11 protein-coding genes are annotated in these 12,635 nt (G+C 45.3%); 2 read left to right on the top strand and 9 right to left on the bottom strand.

From position 1 onward, the window contains the following. Window positions 1-50: 50 nt before the first annotated feature. The 9 genes from SDE_RS12390 to moaA all read right to left on the bottom strand — a co-directional run bounded on the left by SDE_RS12390 (window position 51) and on the right by moaA (window position 8,755). The gene (locus tag SDE_RS12390; protein ID WP_011468842.1) at window positions 51-617 is read right to left on the bottom strand and encodes an RNA polymerase sigma factor; all 567 of its coding nucleotides are present in this window, start codon (window positions 615-617) and stop codon (window positions 51-53) included. A gap of 155 nt (window positions 618-772) precedes the next feature. Continuing rightward, a complete protein-coding gene (locus SDE_RS12385) occupies window positions 773-1,606 on the bottom strand; it encodes an MOSC domain-containing protein (RefSeq protein ID WP_011468841.1) in 834 nt (277 codons plus the stop codon). Between the two features lie 9 nt (window positions 1,607-1,615). Continuing rightward, window positions 1,616-1,903 (bottom strand): DUF1244 domain-containing protein, encoded by a 288-nt coding sequence (locus SDE_RS12380; RefSeq protein WP_011468840.1) that lies wholly within the window; start codon window positions 1,901-1,903, stop codon window positions 1,616-1,618. 9 nt (window positions 1,904-1,912) lie between these two features. Beyond that, window positions 1,913-2,341: a DUF1801 domain-containing protein gene (locus tag SDE_RS12375; protein ID WP_011468839.1), complete on the bottom strand. Its 429-nt coding sequence runs from the start codon at window positions 2,339-2,341 to the stop codon at window positions 1,913-1,915. Window positions 2,342-2,456: 115 nt separating this feature from the next. Beyond that, window positions 2,457-3,248, bottom strand: coding sequence for a substrate-binding periplasmic protein (locus SDE_RS12370; protein ID WP_226986423.1), 792 nt, complete (start codon window positions 3,246-3,248; stop codon window positions 2,457-2,459). Between the two features lie 393 nt (window positions 3,249-3,641). Next, window positions 3,642-5,681 carry a glycoside hydrolase family 97 protein gene (locus SDE_RS12365; RefSeq protein WP_011468837.1) on the bottom strand — a complete coding sequence of 680 codons (2,040 nt, stop codon included), beginning with the start codon at window positions 5,679-5,681 and terminating at the stop codon, window positions 3,642-3,644. Between the two features lie 224 nt (window positions 5,682-5,905). Further along, on the bottom strand, window positions 5,906-7,138 hold the full coding sequence (gene glp, locus SDE_RS12360) for a molybdopterin molybdotransferase MoeA (RefSeq protein WP_011468836.1): 1,233 nt from the start codon (window positions 7,136-7,138) through the stop codon (window positions 5,906-5,908). 38 nt (window positions 7,139-7,176) lie between these two features. Beyond that, complete coding sequence (gene moaB / locus SDE_RS12355) at window positions 7,177-7,686, bottom strand: molybdenum cofactor biosynthesis protein B (RefSeq protein ID WP_011468835.1); 510 nt, start codon at window positions 7,684-7,686, stop codon at window positions 7,177-7,179. Window positions 7,687-7,759: 73 nt separating this feature from the next. Further along, window positions 7,760-8,755: a GTP 3',8-cyclase MoaA gene (moaA, locus tag SDE_RS12350; protein WP_011468834.1), complete on the bottom strand. Its 996-nt coding sequence runs from the start codon at window positions 8,753-8,755 to the stop codon at window positions 7,760-7,762. Window positions 8,756-9,259: 504 nt separating this feature from the next. On the opposite strand from moaA, the gene cobA reads away from it, so the two are divergent. Beyond that, complete coding sequence (gene cobA, locus SDE_RS12345) at window positions 9,260-10,048, top strand: uroporphyrinogen-III C-methyltransferase (RefSeq protein WP_011468833.1); 789 nt, start codon at window positions 9,260-9,262, stop codon at window positions 10,046-10,048. Between the two features lie 20 nt (window positions 10,049-10,068). Beyond that, window positions 10,069-12,624 (top strand): nitrite reductase large subunit NirB, encoded by a 2,556-nt coding sequence (nirB, locus tag SDE_RS12340; RefSeq protein WP_011468832.1) that lies wholly within the window; start codon window positions 10,069-10,071, stop codon window positions 12,622-12,624. The last annotated feature ends 11 nt before the right edge of the window (window positions 12,625-12,635 follow it).

Genomic DNA, 12,635 nt, shown 5'->3' with positions numbered 1-12,635 from the left:
TATTTAAAAGTCTTTATATATCAATAGGTTATGCTTTTGTTTTTTGTTGCCTATGAGTCTTCTAGCCATTTTTTTAACTTGTCTCTGGCCCTATGTAAGCGCGATTTAACTGTGCCAACGTTTATGCCTAATATGTCTGCCACCTCTAATGCGGTGTAGCCTTCCATATCGTGCAGCATCACAACGTCTCTGTGGACGTCGTCCAGTTTGTTTAGGGCAACTTGTAATACTTGCTGCAGTTCTAGGCGTTTTATATCGTTGGTGCTATCGCTGGCGGTGGTAAGTACATTGGCGCCAGAGCGGTCGTCTTCACCGCTGTCGTCTTCTTGCGCGCTTTGGTAGTCCACTGGGGAGTTTTGCTCGCGGCGGTATAGGTCGACAAATCTGTTTTGGAGTATGCGCAGTACCCAAGGGCGCAGTGATTCCACCTGTTCCATTTCATCTACGCGTTTTGCTAGTCGGGTAAGTACATCTTGTACTAGGTCTTCTGCTTCCGATTGCGACTGGGTGAGGCGGTACGCCATGCGATACATCAGTTCGATGTGGGGGCGCAATAAAGCCTGAAAGCGATCTTTGGCGCTGGGCTTAGATTTGAATAAACGAATAATGGCAGACACTGTGGCTCGCTTTGTTTTTATGAATACGTGTTGTTTACCAAAAACTGTTTTCGTTCGGGTTAGTGAAGGGTACAGATAACAAGTGGAAGAATACAGCGACAAAAGCCTGTTTGTGAATAGCCCCACAAACAGGCGCATAACGGATGATTAGCTGTTTATACGGCTACAATGTCGCCTACTTGAATTGTAAATGCAGAAATTTCGCTGTGAAGTATGGCATTTACCCCGAAAGCGGGCGCTTTAGCGTTATTGGGCATGGGGTTTAGCTCTGCTAGCTGCTTAAACGGTATGGCTTTGGCGAGGTTTTCACCCGTATCTGGGTTTACGGTAATCATCACACAGCGTTGGCAGTGGTCCACCAGTTTAAAGGTTTTGTCGCCAATGCTTAGCGCAGGTAGTTCGTGCTCTGCAAACGCGGGTAAGCCTTGCAGCACAATGTTGGGCCTAAAGTGGCGCATATCTACATTGGGTAATTGTTGCTCACTCAGCGAGCTATTTAAGGCCGCCAAAGAGGCAGTATTGGCAATTAGAAAGGGGGCTGCGTCGGCAAAGTAGGTGGCATCGTGACCAAAGCGCTCTGGCGAGCCGGGTGTACGCGCAGTTTGTTTAGTGTATTTCACCAGGGTTAGTGGCGTCTCCCAGCCAATGGCTTGGGTTAACCACTCATTTACTGCGGCGCTTGCTGGGTAGCCCTCACATTTGTCGCCGTGAATGCTTACGCTAAGTGCATCCTCATGGGTGGGTTCTTCTACCAATATGGGGTCTAGCCCATTGGCATGCAGTTCTAAGCCACGGTCACTTAGCTTTGGTTGAATGGTTACCATTTTAGGCGCTTGGCGCTGGGTAAGCATTTTGCCGTTTTGCTTTACCACCATCCATTCTCTATCACCTTTTATGCCTTTGCTGGTTATTTCTGCGCTTGTAAGTGCAATACCGGCAAGGGATTTAACCGGGTAATGTATCAGTGCAGCAACCGTGAGCTTAGTCATGCTTTATCCTTATTTGTTACGGGCGTTAAATTTTTCCATTTGCTCTGGTGTGGCTTCTAATTGGTATTTTTCTTTCCATTCGCTGTAGGGCATACCGTAGATTATTTCGCGTGCCTGTTCGTAATCCACTTGTTCACCGCGCTCGCTAGCTTCTGCGCTGTACCATTTTGCCAGACAGTTGCGACAAAAATTAGCCAATATCATAAGGTCTATATTTTGTACGTCTTTATTGTTGTCTAAATGGGCTAATAATCGACGAAACGTTGCGGCTTCTATTTCTGTTTTAGTGTCTGACATAGTGGGTCCTTATGCGCCTAGTAGGGGCAAGTGTTTTACTTGGTGATACTGTAAAGCCAAGCGAATGCAGTGGTTTAACTGCTCTGGTATAGCGTGGGCTATGGGTAAAAGAATGGCTCGTTTACCTTCATATTTAAACGTATCGCCGTAAAGGGCTTTAAACGTTGCTACTAATTTGCTTTGGCAGTGAAAATATACGGCGCAATAATCGGGGTTTGAGGCTTTGTAGTCAATGCGCAAGGTACTGCCACTTTTACAGCTATACGCCGCTTCGCCCCATTTTTGGCTTTCTACTAAATCTGTAATGGTTAAGTTGTGTGCGCATGTAAATATTTGAGCACGTAGCGCAAGCAGCATTTTGCGAGCTGCAGCGGGGTAGGTGTCGAGCTTTAGTTGAATTTCTAAAGGCGGAGCTGGTATGACTAATTTGGCAGTCATAATATGTTCTACAGGCTAAGAGTGTGCGCTTATTTTGCCGTGCTATTGTGTGTTTTACGAGTGGTTTATTGTGGCGCGGGCATCGTTTAATCAGCGGGGCAATATTTGTGGCGTGTTACAGCTTTTCTACATCTAGCCAAAGTTCTTTTCGTTGGAGCGGTGTATCTGGGTGCAGAAAAGGGTTGGGGATGCGAATAATAGTTCTACGCTGAAAGCCAGTATCTTCAATGGCTTTTTTTATCATTGGGTTGTTAAAAAATAGTTCGTCAAAACTGCCATCTGCAATGGCCATTTCTAGGCCTTTTTCAATAAAGTCTTTAAGGGGCCTATTGTTCTTTTTAACGTAAAAGTGCATAGCGTAGGGGTAAATAATAAGAATGTTTTTTTCTATGGCTAAATTTAGCTCTGGGCGATCCTGTAGTTCTACCCAGGGCTCGTGCACCGCGCGTGGGTAAAAGTCGAACCTGCCGCTATCAAGCATATGAAATAAATTCTCATAGCTAGTCGATTCAACCACATCTAACCCTGCGTTTTTAAGTACCCGTGTAGAGCCCCAGCGCGAGTTTAGGCCTGCTTGTAGTTTGGCGAGGTCTTCTAGTGTTTTAACGGAATCAAACTTAGGTTGGTTTTCGGGCTTTATAATAAACACTCGGTGGCCGAGTAAGCCTTTTAGTAGGGGGATGCGAATGGCGAGTAGCCGGTTATCGTAATCTGCCGAAGAGCCGGCCCACATTATATCTATAGTGTTGTTTTCCACCGCTTTGGCGAGCCTGCCAAGGGGGAGTTCATCTTTTAATTGCTTAGGTTTCGTTTCGGGGTCTACCTTAGCTAAGGCAAGCTCAAGAATAGAGTAGATAAGCTCTTCTTTGGCGCCATTCACTTTGTTTACTTTTAACTCTGCCGCCATAGCTCCGCCGCAAATGCACAGTGCCAGTAAAAGCGGGAGTAATGTTAGTGTTCTCGTATTACGCATACATACCTGGGCGCCGCAGCAGGCCAGTTGAATTTATGGTATTTAACTTAAGTTTAGTTCATCTATACACAGTTGTTATAACTGTTAGGCAGGCTTTGCCGTTAATTGATTACTAATGGTTAGTGTGGTTTAGGGGGGGCACAGGTTCGCAGCTTAAAGCCACAGGGTATGTAAGGCTTTTGGCGTGCATAAAATGTTTGTGCCGTATGGTTAAGCTGTTAGTGGGCCGAGTTAAGCGAGCACTTGTAAAATGAATATGAGTTAGGTTTAGCAAAACTGTACAACCCTACCAAATAGCTAGGGTTGTACAGCGCTTAGCATCGGTTATTACTTAGCTGGGGTGATAACCGCAGACCAGCCGCCGCCGGCTGCCAAATTAAGTTGCAATGAATCTTTTGCTGTAACGGTTTGATGTATAAATTGATAATCCTCTGCATATTGCTCTACGTTAAGCCCATCTGCAACGCCGTGTAGGGAGTATTTTCCACCGTCTAAAAAGCTAAGGTTTAAAGTAAGGGTACGCGCTGTCATATCTGTCATAGCGCCTATGTACCATGTGTCGCCTTTGCGGCGGGCGAGTAAAATGTAGTTTGCTACCTCACCTTTGAGTACTCGTGTTTCATCCCACACCGAAGGGAACTTCGCAATATATTCAGTAATAAGTGGTTCGCGCAAATAGGTCGATGGCGACTCACATAGCATTTGTAAAGCGCTTTCGAATACGGCGTACATTGCTAATTGGTGTGCACGGGTGCCAATGGCCTCGGGCCTAAAATGATTAACGTTATGGTTGGCTAATTGTTTATTGCGCAGCGCGCCTGGGGTGTAATCCATAGGCCCTGCAACCATGCGAATGTAGGGTAGGGTTACGTTGTGCTCTGGGGTTATGTCTGCGCTCCACTTATTATTTTCGTTGCCTTTTACGCCTTCGTAGGTCATTACGTTGGGGTAAGCGCGGCGTAAGCCAGCGGGTTTAAAGCCGCCGTGGTAATCTACAAGTAATTTATTTTTTGCCGCTGCTTTGGCAATTTTTTCGTAATAATTCACCATGTATTGGTCGGCGCGTTGCATAAAGTCTACTTTAATGCCCGCCGCGCCCCATTGAGCATAAAGAGCCAAAATGTTTTCGTAATCTTTATCGAGTGGTTCCCATAGGGTCCATAAAATAATGGCTACATTTTTCTTTTTGCCGTAGGCAATAAGTTCTTTTACATCAATATCGGGGTTGGATTCTTTGGTGTTGGTGGTGGTTTTAGTCCAGCCTTCATCCAAAATCACATATTCCAAGCCGTATTTTTCTGCAAAATCTATATAGTATTTGTAGGTTTGGGTGTTTAGCCCCGCTTTAAAATCTACATCGAATAGGTTGTTGGCGTTGTACCAATCCCAAGCAATGCGGCCTGGTTTAATCCAGCTGGTATCGCCAATTTTGTTTTCACTAGAAAGTAGGTATACGAGTTGGCTGGCAACTAAATCTGTGTCCTCTTTCGTTATTATTGCCACTCGCCACGGGAAGGTCCGTGTGCCAGATGTTTTGGCAATGTAGTTCTCGTATTCAAATTCTTGGTTGCGGTCTTCCGACCCCGCTTTGGGGGTGGTTTTGGCAACCGCGTTAGGGAACCCAGCCGTAAAGCCATTTTTATTGGTGCCGAATAAAAACAGGCCTGGGTAGTCGTATAGGTCTGCCTCTGTCACAACCACGTTAACGTCGTTGCTTTTTATATAAGTGGGTAAAGAAGCGAAGCGTTTGGGCGAAATGTTTGCCACGGTTTCGGGCAGGTATAACCGCTCAAAATGCGAAATAAACGTTTCTTCTTCGGGGAAGAGGGTGGTTGCATTTTGGGTAAAGTTAAGCGCTAAATGTTCATTTTTAATAATAATTTCGCCAGCGCGTTCACCGGTAAAGCGGTAGGCAAAGCCATCGTTATAGGCGCGAAAATCTATACCGAAATTGTTGCTAAATGCTAAGTTTAATGCGTTGTAATTTTCTGCAATTTTACTGGATTTATGACTAACCGCGGGGGTGAGTGTATTGCTAACGGCGTAGCGCTTTTCTTGTTTGACGGTAATGTTAGAGGCAAGCTTTTCGCCAGACATTAACATTAAGTCAATACTACTTGGTGCTAATACCTGCTTGTTGTTTAGGTGTACTTCAAACGTTGTTTGCTTACCTGTGTGTACTTCTATTTTAAGCTGTTCGTTTGGCGAGGTTAGCTCGAATGTTTTCGCCAGTGCGTTGGCGCTAATAGTGCTAAGGCTGCAGAGGGCGAGCGCAATAACTGGTAAGCGGAGCGCGCTACGCCATTTGGGCGTTACGGGTGGTAAATGGGCGGTTCTTTGGGGTATTTGCTGGCTGTTATTGTGCATTATATTAGCTACCTAACTATAAAAGTAATATAAATACTATATCAATATAGGTGCGTATTGATTCACCTTTCCCTCACTTTGTAAGGCAAATGTAGGCAGCCTTAAGTGTGGTGTGTAGTTAATAGGTTTGCGAGCTTTCTTTGCATGCACTGCGAGCGGCCGCAGGGTGGCGCGGGCCAAGGTGAAGTGTTTGGCGTATGTGATTAGCCGCAGTAGCGTCAATGCTATAGCTGGGTTAGCGCAGCAATAGAGTAGGCTTCTAGGGGGGTACCTACGCTAATGGTTGTGTCTTCCGGTATTTTCACTAAGGTATCGGCCCAGGCTACCGATGCCAGTACGCCAGAGCTTTGATTTTGGTATAGCTCAACTTTGCCATTAATAACTTTAGCGCGCGCAAATTCCGGTCGCTGGCGGGGCTTATCGATTGTGAAATTGGCGGGTATATACGCCGCAGAAGGGAATAGCTGGGCTACCCCCAGTTGCTTGCGAATTAAAGGTGCGCCAAATAATAAAAATGTAACAAATGCCGAAACTGGGTTGCCAGGCAGCCCCATAAACAGAGTGTTTTTTACATGGCCAAAGGCGAGGGGCTTGCCGGGTTTTATTTTAATCTTCCAAAGCTGTAGTTCACCTAAGGCTTCCACAACACCTTTTATGTGGTCTTCTTCGCCAACAGATACGCCACCTGTACTCACAATAAAGTCGGCTACATCGGCCGCTTGGCTTAATGCCCGTGCTACATCTTCTGGTGTGTCTTCTATTGTGCCTAAATCTACAACCTCGCAACCTAATTGGTTAAGCAGCGCTTGCAGCATAGGTTTGTTGGAATTGTATATTTGCCCCGCTTGCAGAGGGGTGCCAGAGGCTGGGTCTACTAGTTCGTCGCCGGTGCTAATTAATGCAACTTTGGGCTTGGCTACCACGTTTACTTTGCCAACGCCCACTGAGGCGAGAATACCTAAATCCTGTGGGCGTAAAATATGCCCTTTGTTGTAGAGTACTTTACCTTTGGCAATATCTTGCCCTTGCGGGCGAATATTGGCATTTAACGATGGGGTAAATTTATCTAAGTGAATAGTGACTGTTTGCGCTTGTTGGTTGTAGGTGCAGTTTTCTTGCATAACAACCAAATTACTATTCGAAGGTACAACCGCACCGGTGAATATTCTTGCGGCGGTGCCAGCATGTAATGGTTGCGGGGCAGTGCCAGCAGGGATGCGCTGGCTAACGTTAAGTTTTATGTCTGTTTTGCCTGCTAGCTGTTCGCTCTCTACAGAGGCGAGCTCTAACGCAAAGCCGTCCATTGCACTGTTTGCTTGCGGCGGCACGTCTATAGCTGCAATACAATCTTCGGCTAGTATTCTGCCTACGCCATCAAAAAGGTTAACGTGTTCTGTTTTGGCTAGAGGGGTTGCACGGGCCAATATGTCGGCGCGCGCTTCGCTAATGGTTTTCACGGGCTTTCCTTAAATACTAAGGGGGGTGCAAAAGCTATTTATACAAGTTGCCCAACAAAATTGCAGGGGCGATGAGTGGCGTTTAGCTGTGAGCCAATAATACCTTGCCAGCCGGTTACGCAAGCACCCGTAGAGCCGGGCAAGCAAAAAATAACGGTTTTGTTAGCAAGCCCTGCAACAGCGCGTGATTGAATAGTGGAAGTGCCTATTTCTTCGTATGAAAGTTGACGGAAAAGCTCACCAAAACCATCTACAGAATGATCGAATAAAGGTACAACCGCTTGCGGTGTATTATCACGCCCCGCAAAACCGGTGCCGCCTGTTATTACTATGGCCTGCACATTGCTATCGAATATCCACTGCGAAACAACGGCGCGTATATGGTAAACGTCGTCTTTTATAAGCGTTTTTTCGTAGAGTTTATGGCCGTCTGCTTGCAACAGTTCAACGAGTTTTTGGCCTGAGGTATCTTGCTCTTCGTTGCGCGTGTCCGATACGGTTAATACGCATATATTTAGCGGTACAAATTCTTTAATCTTTTGAGACATGCCGTTACTCACAATTTACTACAGTTGAAAATTAACGTTTATTAGCGAATAGCCATCTATGCTTAACGCTTGATTACCCGCCGGTCATATTCATAAAGCGCAATATTTGCGGTTCTTCTTCCAAATTAAATTCGTGCTTTTCTGGCTTTATGGCCATGGCGTTAATTAGCGCTTCTTTTATAGGCTCAATTTCACCTGGGTGTGCCCGCAAAATTGCGCGTAGGTCTACGCTGTGTTCATTGCCTAAACAAAGTAACAGCCTACCCGAAGCGGTTACGCGCACGCGATTACAGGTATCGCAAAAGTTGTGGCTATGCGGGGATATAAAGCCAATTTTGGCGTTATAGTCCCTAGCTTTCCAATAGCGAGAGGGGCCGCCGGTATGTTCGTTGGTGGCGGTAAGCTCGAATGAGTTGCTTAACTGGTTGCGCAATTCGTCACTGCTAATAAATTCCACATCGCGAGAATGGCTATGAATTTCGCCCAGCGGCATTTCTTCAATAAAGCTTATATCCATGCCGCGCTCTAGCGCGTAGGTGGCTAAGTCGGCGGCCTCTTGCAGGTTGTAGTTTTTCATTACAACACTGTTGAGTTTAATTTTTTTAAAGCCGGCGTTAAGGGCTGCATCTATGCCTTTAAGTACGGTGTTTAAATCGCCAAAGCGGGTAAGTTCTTTAAAGCGCTGCTCGTTAAGGGTATCTAGGCTTACATTTATACGGTGAACGCCAGCGTCAACAAGTGGTTTGGCAAGCTCTGTAAGTTTCGAGCCATTAGAGGTTAGGCATAAATCGTTAATGCTATTTATGGCACCCAAAGATTCAAATAATTGAATCACGTCTTTTCTAATTAATGGCTCACCACCGGATACGCGTATTTTGGTCACGCCAAGCTCAGCGAAAGCGCGCCCCAATAGTGCAAATTCCTCAAGGCTGAGCACATCTTTGCGCGGCAAAAAAGTCATGTCTTCTGCCATGCAATAAATGCAGCGGAAATCACAGCGATCGGTTACCGAAAGGCGAACGTATGTTACCTGCCGGCCAAATGAATCTATAAGAGTTGAATTTTGCATAGGGCCATTATCATTAATTCGCTGGTGTAGCGCTATTGTCCTAAGTCAATTGGAGTACAAAATTTGAAATTAAATTCGCGGAGGGCCAATTTTAAGTAATTCTGTGTTTAAAAAGCATCCAATTTTACAGCTGAAGTGGCTGCGCAATTAAAGGGCAGTAGAAAAATAAAAAAGTGCGCAGCACTAAAACAGTGCAAAAATAACAGTTAATGCAACTGAATATCATTATCAAAAGTTGTTTGCAATGCAAAAGTGGTTCTATGTGGTGCGTAAATGTTCTTGTGTAGTGCATTTGTTTATTTTCAGTCTGTTTTAATTTGGGGCGCTTTAAGCGCCAAAAATGTGAGAATGTTATTTAACTTATTGATTAGTAACAATAAAATATTTTTTGTTTGGTTTTGTTAGATGTTTGGCACCCAATTTGCTAAATCAAGTGAGAGAAAGTGAAGCTGGCCATAGAAGCTGGCTCGCTAGTTTGGTGCAAACAAAATTGGTAGTAATAAGATGTCTAATTCAAAACCTGGCAAAGTATGGTTAGTAGGCGCCGGCCCCGGTGACCCAGATTTACTAACTGTAAAAGCGCTTCGAGTTATACAGAATGCAGACCTTGTGTTATTCGATAACCTCGTAAGCCAAGAAATTCGAGCTTTATTCCCTAAATCTGTGCCGGCCTTTTATGTAGGTAAGTGCAAAGATAATCACAGCATCGCACAAAAAGATTTAAACAGCTTGCTCGTTAAAAAAGCGGCCAAGGGTTTGAATGTTGTGCGCATTAAAGGCGGCGACCCCTTCGTGTTTGGTCGTGGCGGCGAAGAGTTACTTACCCTTATTAAAGCCGGAGTAGATGCCGAGGTTGTACCTGGTATTACATCTGCTTCTGGTTGCACAACCGCTGCAGGTATACCGCTTACTCATCGCGGTTTGGCGCAAGGCTGCACTTTTGTAACAGCACATGCAGAAACAGAGTTATCCGTAGACTGGAACGCGCTAGCGCAAATTAATCATACGCTTGTTTTTTACATGGGTGTGAGTCGCGCAGAAATGATCGCCAGCAACCTATTAAAAGCCGGCTTAAGTGCCGCAACGCCAGTGGCCATTATCGAAAATGGCTGTCGTGAAAACCAGCGCGAAGTAATCGGCCAAATAAAAGATTTGGTATCGCTGGTAGCAAACAACAACGTTCAATCGCCTGCTCTCATTGTAGTAGGTGAGGTTGTTTCTCTTGCAAATGATTTAAACCCCGAATTAAGAGCTGCTGTGTCAGCCGAAACACTGAATCAACACGTGGCCTAAGGCTGAATAGAGGATTTGATATGAGTAAGCAAAGAATAGTCGTTGTTGGCAACGGCATGGTAGGTCACAAATTTATTGAAAACCTTTTGGCACACGAAAAAGCAGACGATTATGAAATTGTTGCGTTTTCTGAAGAGCCACGTCTAGCCTACGACCGCGTACAGCTAAGCAAATACTTCTCTGGCTCTACCGCCGAAGATTTAATGCTTACATCGGAAGATTTCTACAAAGAAAATGGCGTTAACTACGTTTTAAACGAAAAAGTAACCGCTGTTAAGCACGACGAAAACAAAGTTGTAGTAGCAAGCGGTAAAGAAATCGCTTACGACAAATTAATACTTGCTACTGGTTCTTTCCCGTTTGTTCCACCTATTCCTGGTAAAGATCAGCCGCACTGCTTGGTGTATCGCACCATTGAAGATTTGGAAGCCATTACTGCATCTGCAAAAGAAAGTAAGGTTGGTGTAGTAGTAGGTGGTGGTTTGCTAGGTTTAGAAGCCGGTAATGCCCTGCAAAACCTTGGTTTAGAAGTTCACGTTGTTGAATTCGCGCCACGCTTAATGGCTGTGCAGTTAGACGAAGGCGGCGGTAACTTACTGCGTAAAAAGATTGAAGCATTGGGTGTAAATGTACACACCGAAAAAAATACTCAAGAAATTGTAGCCGGTGAAACCTGTCGCTACCGTATGAACTTTGCGGATGGCTCGCACCTAGAAACCGATATGATTTTGTTCTCTGCGGGTATTCGCCCGCAAGATGAACTTGCTCGCAATAACGACGTGTTAGAAATTGGTGAGCGCGGCGGTATTGTGATTAACAACAACTGCCAAACAAACATTGAAAACATTTATGCCATTGGTGAATGTGCATTGTGGGACGGAAAAATATTCGGTCTTGTGGCGCCTGGTTACCAAATGTCTAAAGTGGCTATTTCGCACATCACTGGCGGCGAAGATCAGTTCACCGGCGCAGATATGAGCACCAAACTTAAGTTGCTTGGCGTAGATGTGGCGAGCGTAGGTGATGCACAAGGTCGCACGCCAGGTTGCTTAAGCTATGTATACCAAGATGGTGTAGCCGACGTATACAAGCGCATTATTGTAAACGCAGAAAAAACCCGCCTGTTGGGCGCGGTATTGGTAGGCGATGTAGAAGCCTACGGTACATTGCAGCAAATGTACGTAAACGAAATGGATTTGCCAGAAATGCCCGAGGCCATGATTCTGCCGTCTATTGATGGCAGCGCTGCTTCTGCGGGCATGGGGGTAGATGCATTACCCGAAGGCGCCATTATTTGTAGCTGTAATGATGTTACTAAAGGCCAGATTTGCTGCGCAGTACAAGATGGCTCTGTAACTATTGGCGATATAAAAGCTAACACCAAAGCGGGTACTAGCTGTGGTGGTTGTGTGGCCTTGGCTACCCAAGTAATGAACTCTGAATTAACCAAGCTTGGTGTAGAAGTAATTACTGACTTGTGTGAGCACTTTGCCCACACTCGCCAAGAGCTACACCACATTGTGCGCGTAGAAAAAATTAAAACCTTTGGCGAGCTTATTGAAAAGCACGGTACAGGTTTAGGTTGTGACATATGTAAGCCTACTGCGGCCTCTATTTTTGCAAGTGTTTGGAACGAATATGTATTAGAAAACCAGCACGCAGGTTTGCAAGACACTAACGATCACTTTATGGCAAACATGCAAAAGAACGGTACTTACTCCATTGTGCCGCGTGTAGCGGGTGGTGAAATTACCCCAGAAAAATTGATTGTGTTAGGTCAAGTTGCTCAAAAATATAAGTTGTATACCAAAATTACTGGCGGTCAGCGTATCGACTTGTTCGGCGCGCAACAGCACGAGCTGCCATTAATTTGGAAAGAGTTAGTAGATGCAGGTTTTGAAACGGGCCACGCTTACGGTAAATCTTTACGTACGGTTAAATCGTGTGTTGGTTCTACTTGGTGTCGTTACGGCATGCTAGATAGCGTTGGCATGGCTATACGTTTGGAAGACCGCTACAAAGGTTTGCGTTCACCACACAAAATTAAATTTGCTGTTTCTGGTTGCACCCGTGAGTGTGCCGAAGCGCAAAGTAAAGATGTGGGTGTAATTGCTACCGAAACCGGTTGGAGCCTATACCTGTGCGGTAACGGCGGTATGAAGCCTCGCCACGCAGACTTGTTTGCAACCGGCCTAGACGACGAAACCTTAATTAAATATATCGATCGCTTCTTGATGTTTTACGTGCGCACCGCAGACCGCTTGCAACGTACGTCTGTATGGATGGATAACCTAGAAGGCGGTTTAGACTACCTAAAATCTGTAGTTATTGACGATAAGTTAAATGTAAACGCAGAGCTAGAAAGCGAAATGGCATTGGTAATAGATACCTACCAGTGTGAGTGGAAAACAACAATTGAAGACCCAGAGAAACTTAAGCGTTTCCGTACCTTTGTTAACAGCGATGAGAAAGATAACACCGTTGTATTTGTTGAAGAGCGCGAGCAAATTCGCCCGGCAACAGAAGAAGAGCGCGTACGTTTTGTAAATGCCGAAGAAGTGGCTGAAATAGCTTAAGAGAATTTTGG

The sequence above is a fragment of the Saccharophagus degradans 2-40 genome, assembly GCF_000013665.1.
Lineage (GTDB): Bacteria > Pseudomonadota > Gammaproteobacteria > Pseudomonadales > Cellvibrionaceae > Saccharophagus > Saccharophagus degradans.
The sequence above is the reverse complement of the archived record's forward strand: the minus strand, read 5'-3'. Positions and strand labels throughout refer to the sequence as shown.

Bases quoted from the DNA above. Each gene is read 5' to 3' on its own strand.
- nirB (WP_011468832.1), top strand. From the start codon at position 10,069: ATGAGTAAGCAAAGAATAGTCGTTGTTGGCAACGGCATGGTAGGTCAC.
- SDE_RS12370 (WP_226986423.1), bottom strand. From the start codon at position 3,248: ATGGCGGCAGAGTTAAAAGTAAACAAAGTGAATGGCGCCAAAGAAGAG.
- cobA (WP_011468833.1), top strand. From the start codon at position 9,260: ATGTCTAATTCAAAACCTGGCAAAGTATGGTTAGTAGGCGCCGGCCCC.
- moaA (WP_011468834.1), bottom strand. From the start codon at position 8,755: ATGCAAAATTCAACTCTTATAGATTCATTTGGCCGGCAGGTAACATAC.
- SDE_RS12380 (WP_011468840.1), bottom strand. From the start codon at position 1,903: ATGTCAGACACTAAAACAGAAATAGAAGCCGCAACGTTTCGTCGATTA.
- moaB (WP_011468835.1), bottom strand. From the start codon at position 7,686: ATGTCTCAAAAGATTAAAGAATTTGTACCGCTAAATATATGCGTATTA.
- SDE_RS12385 (WP_011468841.1), bottom strand. From the start codon at position 1,606: ATGACTAAGCTCACGGTTGCTGCACTGATACATTACCCGGTTAAATCC.
- SDE_RS12365 (WP_011468837.1), bottom strand. From the start codon at position 5,681: ATGCACAATAACAGCCAGCAAATACCCCAAAGAACCGCCCATTTACCA.
- SDE_RS12375 (WP_011468839.1), bottom strand. From the start codon at position 2,341: ATGACTGCCAAATTAGTCATACCAGCTCCGCCTTTAGAAATTCAACTA.